The organism is Corynebacterium sp. HMSC063G05 (genome assembly GCF_001810555.1).
Classification (GTDB): Bacteria; Actinomycetota; Actinomycetes; order Mycobacteriales; family Mycobacteriaceae; genus Corynebacterium; species Corynebacterium jeikeium_D.
In genome coordinates this window covers 1-18,484 of sequence record NZ_KV801844.1, presented here as the reverse complement: position 1 = coordinate 18,484, position 18,484 = coordinate 1, and the positions used below count along the sequence as shown (strand labels likewise).

Annotated in this window: 17 protein-coding genes; 2 read left to right on the top strand and 15 right to left on the bottom strand. The window is 58.5% G+C overall.

What is annotated here, in order from left to right:
• Nucleotides 1-48: 48 nt before the first annotated feature.
• Together HMPREF2751_RS03135 and HMPREF2751_RS03130 are read left to right on the top strand one after the other, a co-directional pair.
• On the top strand, nt 49-717 hold the full coding sequence (locus tag HMPREF2751_RS03135; protein WP_070437385.1) for an HAD hydrolase-like protein: 669 nt from the start codon (nt 49-51) through the stop codon (nt 715-717).
• A gap of 134 nt (nt 718-851) precedes the next feature.
• Nucleotides 852-1,829, top strand: coding sequence for a zinc-binding dehydrogenase (locus HMPREF2751_RS03130; RefSeq protein ID WP_246823130.1), 978 nt, complete (start codon nt 852-854; stop codon nt 1,827-1,829).
• A gap of 328 nt (nt 1,830-2,157) precedes the next feature.
• Here HMPREF2751_RS03130 and HMPREF2751_RS03125 read toward each other — a convergent pair whose 3' ends face one another.
• From HMPREF2751_RS03125 to HMPREF2751_RS03055, 15 genes are all read right to left on the bottom strand, one after another.
• Entirely contained in the window at nt 2,158-3,951 is a 1,794-nt protein-coding gene (locus HMPREF2751_RS03125; RefSeq protein ID WP_210383668.1) for a DUF2075 domain-containing protein, read from the bottom strand.
• 1 nt (nt 3,952) lies between these two features.
• Nucleotides 3,953-4,276, bottom strand: a complete 324-nt coding sequence (locus HMPREF2751_RS03120; RefSeq protein ID WP_070437381.1) for a nucleotide pyrophosphohydrolase — start codon at nt 4,274-4,276, stop codon at nt 3,953-3,955.
• Nucleotides 4,277-4,282: 6 nt separating this feature from the next.
• Nucleotides 4,283-5,191, bottom strand: a complete 909-nt coding sequence (locus HMPREF2751_RS03115) for a copper transporter (protein WP_070437379.1) — start codon at nt 5,189-5,191, stop codon at nt 4,283-4,285.
• 29 nt (nt 5,192-5,220) lie between these two features.
• Nucleotides 5,221-6,405, bottom strand: a complete 1,185-nt coding sequence (gene steA, locus HMPREF2751_RS03110; protein ID WP_070595407.1) for a putative cytokinetic ring protein SteA — start codon at nt 6,403-6,405, stop codon at nt 5,221-5,223.
• A gap of 25 nt (nt 6,406-6,430) precedes the next feature.
• Entirely contained in the window at nt 6,431-8,170 is a 1,740-nt protein-coding gene (recN, locus tag HMPREF2751_RS03105) for a DNA repair protein RecN (RefSeq protein WP_070595403.1), read from the bottom strand.
• A gap of 96 nt (nt 8,171-8,266) precedes the next feature.
• A complete protein-coding gene (locus tag HMPREF2751_RS03100) occupies nt 8,267-9,229 on the bottom strand; it encodes an NAD kinase (protein WP_070595401.1) in 963 nt (320 codons plus the stop codon).
• The gene (locus HMPREF2751_RS03095) at nt 9,222-10,061 is read right to left on the bottom strand and encodes a TlyA family RNA methyltransferase (protein ID WP_049171668.1); all 840 of its coding nucleotides are present in this window, start codon (nt 10,059-10,061) and stop codon (nt 9,222-9,224) included. Before HMPREF2751_RS03095 ends, HMPREF2751_RS03100 begins: the two co-directional genes overlap by 8 nt.
• Before the next feature lie 5 nt (nt 10,062-10,066).
• Complete coding sequence (locus HMPREF2751_RS03090; RefSeq protein ID WP_049189958.1) at nt 10,067-10,342, bottom strand: hypothetical protein; 276 nt, start codon at nt 10,340-10,342, stop codon at nt 10,067-10,069.
• 6 nt (nt 10,343-10,348) lie between these two features.
• A complete protein-coding gene (locus HMPREF2751_RS03085; protein ID WP_070595399.1) occupies nt 10,349-11,389 on the bottom strand; it encodes an HAD-IIA family hydrolase in 1,041 nt (346 codons plus the stop codon).
• Between the two features lie 126 nt (nt 11,390-11,515).
• On the bottom strand, nt 11,516-12,757 hold the full coding sequence (locus tag HMPREF2751_RS03080; protein ID WP_070595397.1) for a hypothetical protein: 1,242 nt from the start codon (nt 12,755-12,757) through the stop codon (nt 11,516-11,518).
• A gap of 112 nt (nt 12,758-12,869) precedes the next feature.
• Nucleotides 12,870-13,781: an RNase H family protein gene (locus HMPREF2751_RS03075; protein WP_070546196.1), complete on the bottom strand. Its 912-nt coding sequence runs from the start codon at nt 13,779-13,781 to the stop codon at nt 12,870-12,872.
• 44 nt (nt 13,782-13,825) lie between these two features.
• Nucleotides 13,826-14,584, bottom strand: coding sequence for an iron ABC transporter ATP-binding protein (locus tag HMPREF2751_RS03070; protein WP_070595394.1), 759 nt, complete (start codon nt 14,582-14,584; stop codon nt 13,826-13,828).
• Nucleotides 14,581-15,624, bottom strand: coding sequence for an iron chelate uptake ABC transporter family permease subunit (locus HMPREF2751_RS03065; RefSeq protein WP_070595393.1), 1,044 nt, complete (start codon nt 15,622-15,624; stop codon nt 14,581-14,583). The genes HMPREF2751_RS03070 and HMPREF2751_RS03065 overlap by 4 nt, the downstream gene beginning before the upstream one ends.
• Nucleotides 15,617-16,564, bottom strand: coding sequence for an ABC transporter permease (locus tag HMPREF2751_RS03060; RefSeq protein ID WP_049171656.1), 948 nt, complete (start codon nt 16,562-16,564; stop codon nt 15,617-15,619). Before HMPREF2751_RS03060 ends, HMPREF2751_RS03065 begins: the two co-directional genes overlap by 8 nt.
• A 39-nt stretch (nt 16,565-16,603) precedes the next feature.
• Nucleotides 16,604-17,611, bottom strand: coding sequence for a siderophore ABC transporter substrate-binding protein (locus tag HMPREF2751_RS03055; RefSeq protein WP_070549823.1), 1,008 nt, complete (start codon nt 17,609-17,611; stop codon nt 16,604-16,606).
• Nucleotides 17,612-18,484 lie beyond the last annotated feature (873 nt).

The following is an 18,484-nucleotide window of genomic DNA, read 5'->3' as shown; positions in this document are numbered from 1 at the left end:
CCCCCCCCCCCCAGTCCCCGTCTCCTTCTACCGAAAAGGAAAATCTCCATGACTTATCAGCTCGCTATCTTCGACATGGCTGGCACCACCATCGACGACCGTGACGAGGTCTACCGCGTCCTCCGCGAAGCCACCGAACGCGAAGGCGCTCGCTACTCCGACGAGACTTTCCAGCAATACATGGGTACCGAGAAGTTCTGGGCGATTGGCAATCTGCTCCGTGAGGGCGGCATCGAGCCGACCCCAGAGGTCCACAACCACGCGTGGGAGTTCTTCCGCGCCGAGCTTGCTCGCACGTACAAGGAAAACCCGCCGACCCCACTGCCAGGCGTCGAAGACATGCTGAACGCCCTCCACGATAAGGGCATCAAAATCGGCTTGACGACGGGCTTTGCGCGCGAAATCGTCGATATCATTGTCTCCTCCATGGGGTGGGACAACGGAATCATCGACACAGTTGTCGCCGGTGACGAAGTCGAGCACGGCCGCCCCGAGCCCGACCAGATCCTGGCTGTTATGGAGAAGCTCGGTGTGACCGACGAGGCGGCCGTGATTAGCTCCGGTGACACCGATGCCGATGTCCGTTCCGCCCAAAAATCTGGCGTGACAAGCGTCGGTGTGCTCACCGGCCACCTGACTCGGGAACAGTTCGACGCCCTCGGTGCCGACCACGTTCTGGATTCGTCCGCGAACCTGCTGGACCTTGTTGGAGAGTAGGACCCAGACTGTAGATCTGACCGAATAGGTACACAACACTGATGACAACTCCGACTCCCTCGACACCTTCCACTCCTACTGCACCGATGGAAAGGGCCCAGACACTTGTCTGGCACGGCGGTAGCGACTTTCGCATGCAGGAAGTTCCTATTCCTGCTCTGCAAGAAGGCGAAACCCTAGTGGAAATCACCACCGCTACGATCTGTGGCTCCGACCGTCACACCGTGCTCGGTCGCCGCAGCGCACCGTGCCCCAGCGTCCTCGGCCACGAGGGAGTCGGAGTCGTCCGCGCCACCCGCAACCCAGATTTGCAGGTTGGCCAGCGCGTTGTGTTCTCTGTCACCGCGCCATGCATGGAGTGCGACCGCTGTGAACGCGGCATGACCGCCAAGTGCCGGAATTTGAAAAAGACTGGTCACGAGGCCTTCGATAGCGACTGGCCTCTTTCAGGGACCTATGCTTCCCATATTGTGCTGCGCAACCATCAGCCAGTGGTAGTAGTCCCCGACTCGCTTCCCGATGTCGCTGCCTCCATCGCGACCTGCGCCGGCGCCACAGTGATCGCTTGTATGGAACAGGCTGGACCCCTTGCAGGTAAACGAGTCCTGGTTATGGGCATCGGCATGCTCGGCCTCATCGCTGTTGAGGCAGCTGTTTTTGGTGGCGCCGCTGAGGTTGTGGCCATGGACCGCAACCAGACTCGGCTTGAATGGGCACGACAGTTGGGTGCGGTTGTGCCCGACCCGTCGGCTGCTGGTGCCGATTCCGAACCAGAGCCTTTCGATATCACCCTCGAGTTCTCCGGTAGCGAATTCGGAGTCGCTACCTGCATCGGCAGCCTCGACATAGGTGGTCGAGCGGTGCTGGCCGGAAGTGTTGCCACGTCACCGGCTTATGCCCTCGATCCGGAGTGGCTCGTCCGTGGCTGGCGCACCATCACCGGTGTCCATAACTACGAGCCACGGCATCTTGCGCAGGCGGTAGAGTTCCTTGCTGACTCCCAGATTGATTGGGACACGGCTGTGTCGGGACCAATTGCGCTAGAGGATGTGCCTGCGGAGGTGGAGGCGGTGCAGGATATGTATTTGAGAGCGACTGTGACGTTTTCCTAGCAACCGCTGGAAAGAAAAGGTACGCAACAGAAAGAATTTCAACCAAGGCTGTTACCTATCTCAGAGGAGAACTGCGAAAAACATTTTCTAGGGCATTGAAATGAAAGACTTCATTGGATAAGAGATTATAGATGGTCAATAAATATTCTCGAAAACCAACATCCAAAACGAATCACAGCTTCTAATAGCAATTCAACAGCGGGTTATAATCCCAGTTTCAATTCCCTATTCAATAGCCCTGGAAGTCCATCCTTCGAAACAATTGAGAACGTGAAACAGCGAAACGCTGCACTTTTTGGAAAATTAAATATACTGAAACTAAACCCGGTTAATCATCCGCTATTCCAGATGCGGCAGCAACCAACGCTTCACGAAGCTCGCGATCCACAGCATAGATATGTAGCCCGTGTACCCCTCGAGTAAGTAAGACATTAAGCTGATTCTTCAACAGTTCTTCAGCGAAGGACTGTTTCGACCCGTCTTTCAACGTTCGTTTATTCTTCACATTTGGGTTCCACGACTCAGATGGGTCAAAGATAATCTTTCCATCACGATATTTGACAGAGGGGCCAATAATGACACCAGCATAGTTCAGGTCAAAACCTTGGATAGTAAAAATAGAACCAATTTCATCAATAGTTTGTGGGCGCTCTGCCCAGCTCAGCTGTAGACCTGCAGTCTTCTTCTCAGTACTCTTCTTTTGATTGTTCCATGGCATTGAAAAATCACCGACTCGAACCCGCCAGAGTTCATTCTCCGCAGGTGGCCGAGCACTCGAAAACTGCCAATCATACGTGGCTATTAACCTAGATAATCCTTCCTCTACATTCGACGCTTTGTCCTTAATTGACTCGTAAAGCTGGTTAGGATCATCGAAAATCTTAATACTATATTTATTATCCTCCGGAATTTTATGGATAATACCGTCATCGACAAAAGAGCGTACCCACTGAATGGTATCCTCCGAGGCAAGCATCCTCATCTGAAGCTTTAAATCAATACTTTTATCGACTCGTTGCTCCATCCATTCCAAATCCGCCGGCTCCCACACCTGATTTGCGGCAAGAATCTGGTCAGGATCAAATACTGCTACCACTACATGTGCACGTTCGAGAATATCTTTGAGGTGATTTTTACCCCTGTACGACTGTTTTCCTTGCGTCCATAGCAAATGAGCTTCGTCGATTAGAACGACATCTACCTTTTCCCCAGGATTCCGATGATTGATAAAGGATGTCGGCTTCATGACTTTAAGATTCTTGGTACTCGAAATACCGAGTTTTTCAGCAACCTGCTGATAAACAGTAACCTGCTCATCGTGGTTGACTAGCATATACGCGTCAAGGGTCGATTTCCCAAGATGTTCTTCGATAGCTGGGAGCTTTTGATTCAAGTCATAAAAAACGCTGCTAAGCAATACTGTTTTGCCGGTTCCAGCAGCGCCTGAGACCATAATCAGCCTAGAGTCGCCGATTGATTGCATTTGATCTACAACTGCATTAATTATCTCAAACTCTGCATCAGACTGCTCTGTAGTTAGCTCATGGAAAGGTGATGCTTTAAAAAGTGCAGATTCGCGGATAATACGTTCAGCTGGAAATAGCTGTTGATCCAGCGCATGTAGTTTAGACCAAATCTGGGTGAAAGATTTGTCTAAATGCTCTTTGGTGAAGTAATCACCTTGCGCATTTGTTCGCGCATTCTCAGTAGCAACACTGGTCTCACTGGCAGACTTCACCGATTCGTTGCTAGGCAAGTACTGCATAAGTCGATTCTCAATATCCAGAGTCAACGACTTATTAAATAGAGAGTGCCCAATCACGTACATCTGGGTCCCAGCGCCATCACGTAAATCAATCCAGAGATTTCGCTTGGAGTTAGATGCCTTTGTATCCCCCTCGAGATGTTGGGTCGTTCGCTGGACAATCGAGTTCGTTTCCCCCACATAGACTCGATAGGATCCCTTGTTGTCCCGCAATGAAATGATGTAGACCGTAGGGTAGTCAATAATAAAACGGCGGTAAGGAATGTCTTTGCCTTTTAGCTCGTCGATGCCACTACTTGCGTAGTCGACTCGCTCAACAAATGCCCTTGGGGCTGGAAGCAGTTTTCTCTTGCTCACGTTACAACCTGTCGTGCTTAAGCGAACTTCCCGTGCTTTTACTACGCGGATAGCGCACTTCATTTAAGGCGATTTTCTTCGCAATCGCCTCATTAGGATCGATTTCAGCCCTACGAGCCAGTAAAAGGCAGTAGCTCAGCACATCTGCAAGCTCATCCTCGAGATCGGCTTTTTCGTATTCTGCGTCCCATTGAAAAAGTTCGAGCAACTCAGCAGACTCAATTGAGATCGCTTTAGCAAGATTCTCAGGAGTATGAAAAACCTCCCACTTTCTGTCAGAAGAGAACTTGAAAAGCTGCTCTACTGTTTCCCGACTAACTTCCATGTGTTTTTACCTTTTCAAGTCCCCAACAACCCCGACCTGCCCCGCCGCATCCGACACAGCGTCTACACGCTTCACGACAGGGTCGGCGCCCCAGCGCTCGTCCGGTAGAGCGCTGACGCCTTCGCGTCCATAACCGTCAGTCCCCACCACTACGTGACCAGCAGCATCGTCACCAGCACCAAAGCCCTCAGCAAGCGCAACGGCAAGATCCGCTACTAGGCCCGCACCGAACTCCGGGTCCTCGCCCTTGTCAATCGCAGCGCGCGAGACCGTGCCGTGATTACCAACAATCACGATGCCAGCAGCCGGGCGCAGGGTCCCCTCTTCATACTCGACAAAGCCGGCGCCCTTCAGGGCCTCCAGCAGTAGCTTCCGGTCAGCAGCGGAAGCTCGCTCTCCCCCATCCTTATCCAGCTCCAACACCGGAGCCAGCGCCTGGCCAGCCTGTCGGCCCGGCTCACGGCGCTCCGGATCCAGCTGCACATCAGCCGGCAGCGAGGTAGAAACCGTGTCCTTCAGTTCATCCGCACCAGCGGAAGAGAGGAACTTATCGGTCAGCTTCAACACGCCCGCATCCGGGGCGCCAGCAGCGCGCAGAGTCTCGGAAACCCCTGCAAGCTGCTCATCCGTAGCATCAGGAGTGGCGATAACCAGGACCGGCACGTCCTTCAAAGAGTCCTTGACAATCTCCCCGATGATGGGCTCGATGATGCGGTTAGCTTCATCGGCACGCGCTTGCTGCGCATCGGCACGTGCAACAGCGGCATCGCGCTCAGAGGCAGCACCAGTGCCAAAATCAATGCCAGCACCAGCGGGGTTGAGCACATAAGCACCCAGCGCAGCGCCTGCCGCAACACCGAGGGCAGCACCTGTCACACCGGCTGTAAACTTCCCGCTCCTGCGCTTCTTCGCCATCGCCCGTCCTACTCCCTACCTACGAAAGACTACTTAAACAGCCCCTGGAACCACAGTGCAATGGAGTTCCAGGTATCAATCAGATTCTCGCTGACAGAACCATCGCCGGAGGTACCAGCGATAGCGAAGATCACCGCAACGGCGACAAAGATAGCCAGGATTGCCCAGGCCACACCGAAACCACGGCTATTGACCTGGTAGAGGTCGGCGACCATGCGACCGTCGACAAGCTTCTCCCCGACCTTCAAACGCGACAGCAACGCCGACGGCACACCGCTTTGATTCTCAGCGTGGTAGATGCTGTCGATGTTCTGCGGGGCGCCGACGGAGACGACCATGTCGGCGTCGTGATGCGCGGCGAAGACCAGCGCCAGGTCAGTGGCGGAATCGGACAGCGCCGGGAAGGTCATGGCACCAATGCCGAGGTCCTGGATGCGCTCCAGGCCCACCGCGTGACCGTCCGGGTCGGCAGGCAGAATCACGCAACCAGCGGACCGCAGTGCCTCGGAGTTGATGTTCTCCGGATCGCCGATGATGTAGTCCGGCTCGTACTTCAGGTCGAAGAGCGTGTCGGCGCCTGCATCGACGCCAATCAGCAGCGGTTCGTACTCGCGGATGAAATTCTTCAGATCTTCCAGTGTCTTGCGGTGTCCCTCACCGGGGCTGACCACAACGACCTTGCGGCCGTGCAGTGGCTCTGTCTCGTCCGGAATGCCCAAGCCATCGATGTAGAGCGGAGACTCGGTCTTGGCGAACTCCACCAAGTTGCCGGAGAGCGCCTCCAGGCGGTCGACCATACTGGTGCGCCCCTCATCGAAGGCGCGCTCGAGCTCGTCCTGGTCGACCTCGTCGCCCTGCCCAATCAGGCGGTCACCGTGGTAGAGCTTGCCGTCGTCAAGCCTGCCGTTCTTGCCGTCCTTGAGCTTCTCAAAGACCTCGTCGCCGACGTTCTGCACCATTTCAATGTCGGCGTCGCGCATCATCTGCGGGCCGTAATTCGGCACAAAACCCGTGGTAAACGCGCCGGTGTTCACCACTGCGGCGACCTTGGCATCAATCAACTGCTGTGCCAGTGGACGCGAGATATCCGGCGCATCGATCACCACGATGTCGCCTTCGCCCATGCGCTTGAGCGCACGATCCAGGCGGGAACCATCACGCACAGTCCCCGAAATGCCAGGAAGATCTTTTTCGTTCCGAGAGAACAGACTCATGGCACTTAGTGAAACATAAGTGCAGCTACTTGGCCGAGAAGGCGCGCCGAGCTTGATCCAGAAGATCTTGCGCGTGCGCACGTCCGGAGTCCGAATCGTCCAAGCCCGCCATCATCCGCGCGAGCTCGTCAATCCGCTCCTCATCGCCCAGGCTCGTCACCTTCGACGACACCGCACCCGAGCGCGCATCCTTGCTGACCACCAAGTGGGTATCCGCAAACGCCGCCACCTGAGGCAAGTGCGTGACGACGATCACCTGGTTATTCACCGCCAACTGCTTCAGGCGCTTGCCAATCTCCACAGCCGCGCGCCCACCAACACCGGCATCGACCTCATCGAAAACCATCGTGTGTCCGGCCTGTCCTTCGGCGAGGACAACTTCCAATGCCAGCATGATGCGGGAGAGCTCACCTCCGGATGCGGAGGAAGCCAGCGGGCGTGGCTCGGCACCCTCGTGGGCGCGGAGCTTGAACTCAATGTTGTCCACGCCAGCGGGGCCAAAGGTGTCGGCCTTGGTGATCTCGACCACCAGCGATGTGTGGGGCATGGCCAGGCCCTTGAGTTCCTTTGTCACGGCCTGTTCCAGGTGCTTTGCGGCCTTTGCACGGGCTTTGGAGAGCTTTCGCGCGGTGGTGCTGAGCTTCTTCTCCGCGGTCTTGATTTCCGCGGTGAGTTTGTCCAGCGCCTCGCCGGAGACATCCAGCGTGGCGAGCTTGCGCTCCGCCTTGTCCCGCCAAGCCAGCACACCTGCGATGTCCGGGGCGTACTTACGGGTGAGATTCTTGATCTCCACCTGGCGCTGCATGAGCTTGTCCAGGGATTCGGTTTCCTCCGGCAGGCCGGAGAGAAACACACCGAGACCAGCAGAGATCTCGGAGAGCTGGCTGGTCAGCTCATTGAGCTGGTTGGAAAACTCGGTGAGTTCCTCGTCATCTGCGGCGGCGAGCTCGTTTGCTGCGGCACCGAGGAGTTCAGCGGCACCGGAGTCCTCGGTGGCAGCATCCATACCGGTAGTGCTCACGGCAGCGGCACCGTCAATGGCGGCAAGCGCCACGGCCGCCGCGTCGCGGAGACCATCCAGATCTTGCATACGGCGAATCTGGGAGGCCAGGTCCTGGTCCTCATCTGGTTCGGGCGAGACTGCGTCGATTTCTTCGATGGCGAAGCTGAGTTGGTCGGCACGCATGGCCAACTCGCGGCGCTTAGAGGTCTTCTCTTCCAGTTCTTTGACCAGGGTGCGCCAGTGTGCGCGTTGCTGCCGGTAAGTTTCCAAGGTAGGTGCGATGGTGTCGGCATCCATGCGGTCGATGGCCGCACGCTGCTCATCGGCGCTTTGCAGGCGCAGCTGATCGTTCTGGCCATGAATGGCAATCAGACGGGTGGAGACATCCGCCAATGCCGCAGCCGACGCACTGCGGCCACCAACCCACGCCCGGGAGCGCCCCTTCGCGGAGACCTGACGGGCAAGCAGATACTCATCATTTTCATCGCGCTCGCCACCGAGCTCAGAAACCACAGCATCGATAGTGGCTGACTCTTCCTCCGAGAGGTGTTCGGTGGACACGCGGCCTTCCACCAGGGCCTTGTCTGCGCCGGTGCGCACGCGGCCGGCGTCGGCACGCGCGCCACAGAGCAACTTGAGGCTTGTGACCACCATGGTCTTACCCGCGCCAGTTTCGCCTGTGAGTACGGTCAGACCTGGGCTGAATTCAAGCGTCGCGTCCGGGATAACGCCGAGGTCGCGGATGGAAATCTCAGTCAGCATGGCGCCTGCATTCAGTCCTTCCCTTGAAGTTGGGGGCCGCGGGCACGGTCCCGGTTGTGGAGTCTCGTGACGGCTCTTGTCTGCCGTGTTTAGGGGCTATTGGGCCTCGGCGGGGCCGCGCCACCCGGACGTCGGCAAGCGGAACTTGTGCACCAGACGATCGGCGAACGGCTGATCGTCCAGACGCACCCAACGCACCGGCTGCGCGCCGCGCTCGATTTCGATGCGGCTACCCGGCGGCATGGTGATGTTGCGGAAGCCGTCGAGCACCGCGACTGCCTCGGCGGTGTCGTGGTTGGTCTCAATCGCGATAGTCGAATGCGGAGAGATCACCAGCGGGCGGGAGAACAGCGCGTGGGCGTTGTTGGGCACGACGAGCATAGCGTCGAGCTCCGGCCAGAGTACGGGACCACCTGCGGAGAAGGCGTACGCGGTGGAGCCGGTCGGCGTGGAAATTAGCACACCATCGCAACCGTAGGAACTCACCGGGCGACCATCGACTTCCAAGATGACGTCCAGCACGCCACGGCGGTTGACATTTTCGATGCTGACTTCGTTCAGCGCCCAGCCCGAGCCAATGACGCGGCCGGTGGTGTCACGGACGGTGACGCGGATGGTCATGCGGTCTTCAATACGCCAGGAACGCTTGATGACGCGGCTAATTGCCTCCGTCATGGACTCCTGCTCCCACTCGGCGAGGAAGCCCACGTGCCCCATGTTGATGCCGAGCACCGGCAGGTCAGCCGAGTGCGCAATGTCAGCGGCGCGTAGGAAGGTGCCGTCGCCGCCGAGGACGAGGACGAGTTCGCATCCCGACGCCGCCTGCGGGGAATGCCAGTAGCGCGGGTACTTGCCGAGCGTCGGGTGCGCAGCCAGCGCCTCCGGGTTCTTACCGGCCAGCACGCGGATATCGATACCCGCGGCCTCTAGCAGCTCGGCAGCCTCGGCGGCCATTTCCAGGTTGGCGCTGCGGCCGGTGTGCGGGACCAGCAGAATCTCGCGCTTGCCGGCGCTGGTCTTGGGCTTGCTTTCCCGTGAGTGAGTCTTCGCGCTAGTCATTGTGCGGCCCCTCCTCAACAGCCTTGGCGATGGCCGCAGCCATAGCCTCATCACCAATATCGCTGGCGCCGCCGTCTTTCACCAGCCACAGGAAGAACTCCACGTTGCCGCTCGGACCCGGCAGCGGGCTGGCCACGGCTGCGCGGAAGGACAGCCCCAGAGTGCGGGCGTATTCGGCGACTTCCTGGACAACTTCCTGACGCAGTGCATCGCTGCGCACGACACCACCGGAGCCAAGGCGCTCCTTGCCCACCTCGAACTGCGGCTTGACCATTGGCAGCAGGTCAGCGCCCTCGTCGAGGCAGGAAACAATCGCTGGCAGGACCAGCTTCAAAGAAATAAACGACAGGTCGCCAACCATGACATCGGCCGTGCCACCGAGAATCTCCGGCGTCAACGTGCGGACGTTAGTACGGTCGAGCACAACCACCCGCGGGTCATCCTGCAAGCGCCAAATCAACTGACCGTAACCGACATCGACGGCGTAGACGGTCTCGACATCGCGGCGCAGGCACACATCGGTGAAGCCGCCCGTGGAGGCACCGGCATCCAACACCTTCCGGCCCTTCAAGTCCAGGCCCTGCGGCTCGAAAGCCTCCAGTGCGCCGAGCAGCTTGTGAGCCCCGCGCGACGCCCAGTTCTCGTCTTCTTCCAGACCACTGACGCGAATGGACACGTCCCCCGTCACCGCAGTCGCGGGCTTAGAGGCGACAAAACCACCGACCTCAACTCGGCCGGCTTTAATCATGTCCACTGCCGCCTCACGGGAGCGAGCAATCTTCCTTCGCACCAGCTCCGCATCGAGCCTGCGCTTAGGAGCTTTCTTTGCCACCGCGTTCACTTTCCTTCCCTGCGTGACGAGCCCAGGGCCTCATACAAAATCTCATGCGCCCGCTCAAACTGCGCGACTCTCTCCTGCGGCGTCGGGGCAGGTGCTGACAGTGCGGCCGCCACCTGCTCGCGGACGTCCTCCGGAGTTACCTCACGCGCGCCGGGCATCGCCGCCGGGCTAGGCGCAGGGCTCGGTACAGATGCAGGGCCGGGTTTCGGCCCCGGCACAGGACCAGCGCCCTGCCCCAGCCCCTGCCCCGGCTTCGGTGCAACCTCACTCATCGGCTATCACTTCCGCCAGGCAGCCAGCGCCGCCTCAGCAGCCGGGCCCTCCGCGCGGACCTGCGCGACCTCGACTGCGCCAGCACGACCAGCCTCAGAGTTCCACACCACATCTACGACCGTCAGCAGAGCCGCCACCGCGGCCTCCGCCGGGTTCACCAACCGAAGATCTTCCATGTCACCGCCAGAAAGAACGATGACACCGGCCTCCGCGTCGTCGTAACGCGCGGTGAAACCAGCCTGCGGAGCCGGACGTGCCTGATCCAGCTCACGATTCAGCGCAGTCATGTCAGCACCGATGAGCGTCGGGCGGTGCTCAGGCGGCGCCGCAACGACATCCATATGCGTGGAAACGCCTGTGACCACCATAAACGTGTCCATCTTTGCCGCATTTCCGCCCGCGATGTCGGTGTCGAGGCGATCCCCAATCGCCAGCGGATTCTTCGCGCCCACACGCTCCGCCGCCTTAATAAACATCGGCGGCTTCGGCTTACCCGCCGACAGCGGCGCCACGCCCGTGGTCGTAGAAATCGCCGCAGCGACCGAACCATTACCAACCAGGAAACCGCGCTCCGACGGCAACGTCGTATCCAAATTCGACACCAGGAAGCGCGCACCTCGCGACACCGCCAGCGCCGCCTCCGACATCTGCTTCCACGTCATCTCACGGTTGAGCCCCTGGAACACCGCTGCAGGGTTGTCATCAGCGGAATCCACGAGGTTGTACCCCGCCTCACGAGCCAACTGCTTAAACGACTCCGCACCCAACACAAAAACGTTCGAACCCGGCTCAATGACCTCCGCCGCCATCTCAATGGCCGCCTGTGCCGACGTCATCACATCGGCCGCGTGAACGTCATAGCCCAACCCATTGAGCTGATCTGCCACGGTCTGCGGCGCGCGCGAGGCGTTGTTCGTAATAAACACCATCGGCAGCGCCGCCTCAGTCAGCCCCTCCAGCGCGTTCGGAATCGCCGCGCCGCCCTCGTAAATCGTGCCATCCAGATCCAGCAGAGCGGCATCATAGGAAGAAGCGACAGAAGCCATGTGGGTTCATTTCTCCTTTTACGAAATGGGAACGTTACGAAATGGGAACGCTTTACGACGAATTGTAGATGCGCAGCCCGATTGCGCCAGCGGTGACTGGTTTTGCGAGCCGGGCAGCTGGGCTGATTACTTGCTCAGCTCTTCGATGCGCTCGCGAGCATCGAGCATCTGGTCCACATCGATCTTGGCGCAGCGGGTAAACCACACCTTGGCATCGTCTTTACGACCGGCCTCCGCCAGCGCATCGGCGTAGGCGTAGAACAGACGAGCTGCTTCGAAGTCCTCGCGGTCCGGGTTCAGATCCTGGGTCTCCAGCTCGACCAGAGCCTCATCGATCTGGCCCATATCACGGCGAGCACCTGCGGCGACGATAGCCAGCTCAGTCTTGGACTCGTTGTCCAGCTGCTTGGCTTCCTCGGAGCGAGCCAGCTCGATGGCCTTCTCTGGGCGGCCGAGGCCGCGCTCACAGTCCGCCATGACCGCGAGCATGCCCGGGCCACCGGAGATGCGGCGAGCCGCACGCAGCTCAGCCAGGGCTTCCTTCCACTCACCTGCGTGGTAGGCGGCAACACCAGCGGTCTCACGAACGACACCGACGCGACCTGCGCGGTCCTTCGCTGCGCGGGCGTGCTCCAGGGCACGCTGCGGGTCTTCAGCCATCAGGATTGCGGACATGATCATGTGACGAGCGACCTTGTCGGCGTTGTCCTTAGCCAGGCTCTTCAGATCCTGGCGCACACTCGGGTCGAGCTCGTCTGCGCGAATGTCATCTGGCAGCTTCGGCTCGTTCTTGCGGGCCTCAATGCGCTCCTCGCGGAAGCCTGGGCGCTGCGGACCGGTGCGGTGCGTACGCTTCTCATCCTGGAAGCGGCCACCACGGTTGGAGCGACGTGGCTTGCCACCACGACGGTCGAAGTTGCGACCTCCCTGGCCACCGCGCCCGCCCGGGCCGCGACGATCATTGCGGTCGCCCCGGTCGTTGCGCTCGTTACGATCATTGCGGTCGTAACCGCGGCCACCGCGACCACCACGGTCATCGCGGTTAAAACGCTCATTACGATCATCGCGATTGTTGCGGTTGTAACCACGACCGCCACGACCACCGCGCTCATTGCGGTCACCGCGGTTAAAGTCACGATCGTCGCGATCATCACGACGGAAGCCCCGCGAACCACGGGAATCGCGGTTACCGCCATGACCACCGTGACCACCACGGCCACGACCACCTGGGCCACCGCCCTGTCCACGACGATCGTTGCGGTTGCGCCCGTTAAAGCCGCCCTCGCCACGACCATGGGAACGGTTAGACCCGCGGTTTCCGCGATTTCCTCGGCCTTCGCCGGAACGAGGACCTTCGTGCTCAGCCATGAAGTCGGAGCTCCTTATATGTAATGAGTAAAAGAATTTATGTGTTTTTAGGCTACCAGTAACCCCGGATTGCCTGGTGGTCTACCTAAAAGACCAAACTTTCATACTACTGCTAAGACCTGCCTACATTCCAGCCCAACAAACGCGCAGAACCTGTGGCTTTCCCCACTGCCTGGGACAAATCCCAGACAGCCAGGCCAACCCAGTCGTCTGTAGTGAACTGCGCAGTAGCGGTGGTTCCCTCGACGCGGAGCTCATGCTCGGCATCCGAAAGCCCGTCTGGCACGGCGAGGTTGGCGCCCAGGGCGTCGTTAAGCAATGCCTTGAGGGCGCGGGCATTACCCTGCTCAGCGCGATGTGCGGCCCGGCGGAAAACAGTGAGCGCTTCCTTGGCTGCGTCCTCGGGTGTCACGGTGGTGTCGGCAGCGAGGTCAAAGAGGCCTTCTTGCTCGAAGGTTGCGGTCTTGGGTGCCTTGGAGTCGGAAGAAGGCGTGGCGGGCGTGGTTTTTGTCGGCGCTGCATTCGTCTGTGCTGCATTCGTCTGCCCGCGACTCCCCGCACCAGCGAAACCTGGCCCCTCGGGCACTGCGGTGCCCTTCTGATACGCGGTGGCGGCGGCTCGGGCGCGCTGATCTGCAGCTTCGTTCATGTCGTGGCCAGAGTGGCCCTTGACCCATTCGAGATGAATGTTGCGACCAATGAGCAGCTTGTCGATGTCCTGCAAGATGTCCACGTTGAGGACGGGTTTGCCGTCGCGCTTCTTCCAGCCCTTGCGCTTCCATCCCGGCATCCACTTGGTAACGGAGTTAATCACGTACTGCGAATCGCACAGGACGAACAGTGGCTCATCGGGGATGTGAGCGGTGGCGCGGAGCAGCTCGGCAAGAGCGGTGAGCTCCCCGCGGTTGTTGGTTCCCTCTTTCCATCCGCCGGCGGCCCAGCAGCTGTCGTCGATATACCAGCACCACCCGGCAGGTCCGGGGTTGTGCAGGGCGGAACCGTCAACGGCAGCAGTAATAGTCATGAGGCTAGATTGTATCGGCTGCGTGGGTCCGGCCAGGAATTGCCTTAAGAGCCGTAGCAGGCGACCGGGCCGTGCGGGCCCTGGACGATGTCAATCTGAGTGTTGAAGATTGGGCTCAGAACCTCCGAACGCATCAGCTCTGCGGTAAGGCCGTGCTCTACAATCTGGCCATCCTTGACCGCACAGATGTAGTCGGCGTAGCGAGCCGCGAAATTGATGTCATGCAACACCACCACCATGGTGCGCCCCAACTCGCGCACTGCAGTGCGCAGGTACGACATGATGTCGACCGAATGAGAAATATCCAGGTTGTTCAACGGCTCGTCGAGAAGCACGTAATCCGTCTCCTGGCAGAGCACCATTGCGACATACGCGCGCTGACGCTGCCCACCGGAGAGCTCGTCGAGGTAGCGGCCCTGGAGCGCCTCAAGATTGAGGAACTCGATGTACTGGGAGATGATGCGCTCGTCCTCAGCGGTCAGGCGCCCCTGGCTGTACGGGAAGCGGCCGAAACTGACCAGCTGGCGCACGGTGAGACGCGTGACGAAGTGGTTGTCCTGGCGCAGAATCGACAGCACCTTCGCCAGATCCTTCGACTTGGTCTTGCCCACGTTGTATGGACCGACGTTGATGTCACCGGAATCGACGGCAAGGAGGCGGCCAATCATAGTCAAGAGCGTGGACTTGCCCGCGCCGTTCGGACCGATTAGAGCCGTGATCGCGTTGGTTGGAATTTCCAGGTCAACGGGGCCAATTGACACCTCGCTGGTATAGCTCTTGCTTACACTGTCGAGGAGAATCATAGCCGTCCCTTCTTCAAAACGACATAGAGGAAGATCGAACCGCCAACCAGCTCGATGATGATGGACACCACGCCCTGGGCATAGAAAACGTGATTAAGGATGAAATACGCACTGGCCAGCGTGACGTAGCCAATCAGCGCCGCCATCGGCAGCACAAAGCGGTGGTCATAGGTATCCGCGGCCTGGTACGCAATGGTCGCGACCAGGAAGCCGAGGAATGTCATCGGGCCGACCATAGCCGTCGATACTGCCATCAGCACCGACACCGCAACCAGCACGGTGATGGACCGAACCTGGTAATTCACGCCCAGATTCGTCGCGACTTCACGCCCCAACGACATGACATTGAGGGCCCGCGAATGCAGCGCAATCACCACGATTGCCGCAATCACCAGCGGAATCGCCACCGGGAAAAACTCCGGGTCCGCGTTGTTGACAGAGCCGAACAGCCGCGCCGTCAGCAGGTCAAAATCCGAAGGCGTCAGCATGCGCTGCATGAACGTCGACAGCGAAGCCAGTCCGCCACCGATGACAATGCCCACCAGCAGCATGCTGTGCATATCCGCGCCCTGCCCGGTCAGCAGCCACGCATACAGCACCAGCGACAGCCCCACCATCAGCACGAGCTGCAGCACAAACGCGCCAACCGAGCCAGCTTTCATCAGCCCCGTCGCACCGAAGAAGTACACCGCAGCGGTACTGATAGCCACGTACAGCGCCTCAAAACCCATAATCGACGGCGTAATAATTCGGTTATTCGCAATCGACTGGAACGCCACCGTCGCGACGGCATGGCAGCAGGCAACCACGATCATGGCAATTACGGCATCAAGACGCCGGCGCGCAATCAGCCAAAAACCATCCGTACCGAACGGCAACGGGTTGTCCCACGCAAGCAGGCCCGCCGTAAACAACACCGCCAGGCCCGCCAGCGCAGCAATGATAATCCAGTACCTGCGCGCCGCGGCGGCCGTGCTAAACGACGTCGTTTGCGGCCCGGCCTGGTCGGCCACCGTGTGAGTTGAACTGAGATTAAGCACGACGCCGCTCCACAATCAGATAGACGAAGATGGCAGCACCCAGGATGCCGAGAATCACCGATACCGGAATCTCGAACGGGGCGATAATGACGCGGCCAATCAGGTCCGCAATCGTCACAATGGCAATGCCCACCAGGCATACCCAGGGAAGATTGGAGCGCAGATCATCGCCACGGAACATGGAGACGATATTCGGGACGATGAGCCCCAGGAATGGGAGGTTGCCCACCACGACGGTGACCAAACCTGTTGCGATTGCAATCAGCCCCGTTCCCAGGAACACGATTCGCTTGTAGTTCAGACCGACGTTGGTGGCAATGTCCTCACCAAGCCCCGCAACCGTTAACCGATCGCTGAATACGAAGACGATTGCAACCACGATGACGACCAGCCACAGGAATTCGTACTGCCCTTTATAAATGGCAGTAAAAGAGCCTGCGAACCACACGCCTAGCGACTGCAGCATGTCCGTCTGTAACGCAAAGAAAGTCGAAATCGAACTGACTACCGCACCCAACATGATGCCCACGATGGGCACAACCAGACTTGACTTCAAAGCGACACGGCGCAAGAACAGGAAGAACACTGCCGTGCCGATGAAAGCGAAGATGATTGCCCCGCCCATCCGGCCAAGCATCGAGGCCGAAGGAAAGAAATACATCACGAAAATCAGGCCGAGACCAGCCCACTCCGTGGTTCCCGTGGTGGTGGGTTCGACAAACTTGTTGCGCGTAAGTAGCTGCATGACCAAGCCACACATCGCCATCGCGGCACCCGAGAGCACTAGTGCAATGGTGCGCGGTATACGCGTAGTGGCGAACATCTCCCAGCCGTCGTCGGCGCCCAGGATGTCGTATTGGCCTACAAACAGCGACATAGCCACCAGGACTGCCACAAAGGCAATCCCGATGGCTAGTCGGGAATCCAGTAACTTCTGCATAGAGTTGGTGAGGTACTCCTGTGACTGGTCAGAGAACTATTAGGCCTGCTCGAAGGCGTCGGCAAGCCCGTTCAGAATCTCCGTGTACGTGATGATGGACTCGTTGGTGTAAGTGTCCTCTGGGGCGTAGTAGATCTTGCCCTCCTTGACTGCCTTCACGTTCTTCAGCGGAGCGGCTTCCTCGACCACAGACTGTGCCGAACGGTACTCATCGGTACCGCGGACAGAGGTGCCAGCATCGCGGTCAAGCACCATGATGAAGTCCGGGTTTGCCTCAGCGATGGACTCGGCGGAAATCTCATCACCCTGGTGGTCATCGCTGGCCTTGTCGACCTCCAGCGCCGGCTTCATGCCAATCAGGTCGAACAGCGGGCCGAAGGTACGACCAACAGTCGGAGCAATGTAACCGAGGGTGCCGCCCGACGAGTTCAGCGCCATGACCTTCACGTCCGGGTTGTAAGCCTTGCGAGCGCGCTCCAGAGCCTTGTCAAAGTCTGCGATGAGCTGATCGGCTTCCTTCTCCTTACCGAAGATGGCGCCCAGGCCCTTAGCGTGCCGCTTGAGCTCCTCGTCCAGCGGCTTGCCCTCGCGCGGCTCAAACTCCACAATCGCGGAGTTCGGAGCGAGCTTCTTCAGGTCATCGTAGTACTTGCCGAAACGCTGACCGTTCACAATCAGGTCCGGGTCAGCAGCAGCAACAATTTCGAGATTCGGCTCGCGGTGATTGCCGATGTCCTGAACGTCAGGATTGTCCTTGTAGTCGGAAACCGTGAACGGGATAATCGGTTTAGGAGCTGCAGCCAGCTTAATACCCCACTGATCGAGCATCTCGAAGGAACGGTTATCCGTGGCCACAACAGAGTCAATCTCGGCAGGTACGGTCTGCTCACCATGATTATCAGTAACGGTAATAGTAGACTCGTTGCCTGCAGCTGCAGACTTATCCTCGTTACCGGCATCAGTAGAACAAGCACCAAGAACAAGTCCAAGGCTCGCAACAGATGCAACTACGATATTGCGAATACGGCCGGAGTTAGAACGCGCCACTTAAAGGCATCCCTTCGGTCACAGTAGGATTGTTAAACAAACGCCACTTAGACGCCGTTACCCAATCACTTACTTAGGTAATCATTACCTGTGAAACATTAGCTTAGGGTTCCCTATTTAACAAGTAAATACGTTATGAAATTACGCAATATTTAGGGCATATTTCGAACTTGGCTTAGCGTTGGCTAATTTGTGCTGGTAAAGGCACAATTGCAGCGTTCGCTAACGGGGGTAACTTGTGCCCTACGGAAGGTAACATGTGCACTATCGACGTATGTTTGGGTCTCGCTGGGCGTAGTTGGGCCTAGTTGGGCCTAGTTGGGCCTAGTTGACAATGAGCTTGCGAGCTTTGCTTGCGAGAATGGGCTGCGCTTGAATACGGGCTGTACACGCGATTGGAGGCTATACGTGTGAGTACAGGCTGCAGGCATAAATACGGGCTGCAAACGTGAAACTGTATGAGTTTATGACACTTTCAAGCGATCTTTCGCGCTATTTCTGTCATAAACGCAGTCAGTAACTTTAATTAGCCCACAGCCGCTGCCATAGACCCAGGAACTAACCCCGCATTCACCCGCCAATGACAGCCATAAAGGCAGTCAGTAACTCACATTGAGGTAAGCAGCGAAAGGTGCCAACCGGGCGATCCTCTAAGCGGACACGCCTGTGTCCATTAACCCGGACACCCTTTGCCCCCTTAAGCCTCAAGACACCGGTAAGCCCGCCTTCCGCTACCGAGCAGACCAACCCCTATTTAATCCCGTTTACTCGTGGGTAACAAAAAGTGGGCCGCAGCACCCAACCCCACACAAGGGGCAAGGCAACCACGACCCACAAACAAGATTATTATGCCGGCGGCGACCTACTCTCCCA

Bases quoted from the DNA above. Each gene is read 5' to 3' on its own strand.
- HMPREF2751_RS03135 (WP_070437385.1), top strand. From the start codon at position 49: ATGACTTATCAGCTCGCTATCTTCGACATGGCTGGCACCACCATCGAC.
- HMPREF2751_RS03130 (WP_246823130.1), top strand. From the start codon at position 852: ATGCAGGAAGTTCCTATTCCTGCTCTGCAAGAAGGCGAAACCCTAGTG.
- HMPREF2751_RS03120 (WP_070437381.1), bottom strand. From the start codon at position 4,276: ATGGAAGTTAGTCGGGAAACAGTAGAGCAGCTTTTCAAGTTCTCTTCT.
- HMPREF2751_RS03115 (WP_070437379.1), bottom strand. From the start codon at position 5,191: ATGGCGAAGAAGCGCAGGAGCGGGAAGTTTACAGCCGGTGTGACAGGT.
- steA (WP_070595407.1), bottom strand. From the start codon at position 6,405: ATGAGTCTGTTCTCTCGGAACGAAAAAGATCTTCCTGGCATTTCGGGG.
- recN (WP_070595403.1), bottom strand. From the start codon at position 8,170: ATGCTGACTGAGATTTCCATCCGCGACCTCGGCGTTATCCCGGACGCG.
- HMPREF2751_RS03100 (WP_070595401.1), bottom strand. From the start codon at position 9,229: ATGACTAGCGCGAAGACTCACTCACGGGAAAGCAAGCCCAAGACCAGC.
- HMPREF2751_RS03090 (WP_049189958.1), bottom strand. From the start codon at position 10,342: ATGAGTGAGGTTGCACCGAAGCCGGGGCAGGGGCTGGGGCAGGGCGCT.
- HMPREF2751_RS03085 (WP_070595399.1), bottom strand. From the start codon at position 11,389: ATGGCTTCTGTCGCTTCTTCCTATGATGCCGCTCTGCTGGATCTGGAT.
- HMPREF2751_RS03080 (WP_070595397.1), bottom strand. From the start codon at position 12,757: ATGGCTGAGCACGAAGGTCCTCGTTCCGGCGAAGGCCGAGGAAATCGC.
- HMPREF2751_RS03075 (WP_070546196.1), bottom strand. From the start codon at position 13,781: ATGACTATTACTGCTGCCGTTGACGGTTCCGCCCTGCACAACCCCGGA.
- HMPREF2751_RS03070 (WP_070595394.1), bottom strand. From the start codon at position 14,584: ATGATTCTCCTCGACAGTGTAAGCAAGAGCTATACCAGCGAGGTGTCA.
- HMPREF2751_RS03060 (WP_049171656.1), bottom strand. From the start codon at position 16,564: ATGCAGAAGTTACTGGATTCCCGACTAGCCATCGGGATTGCCTTTGTG.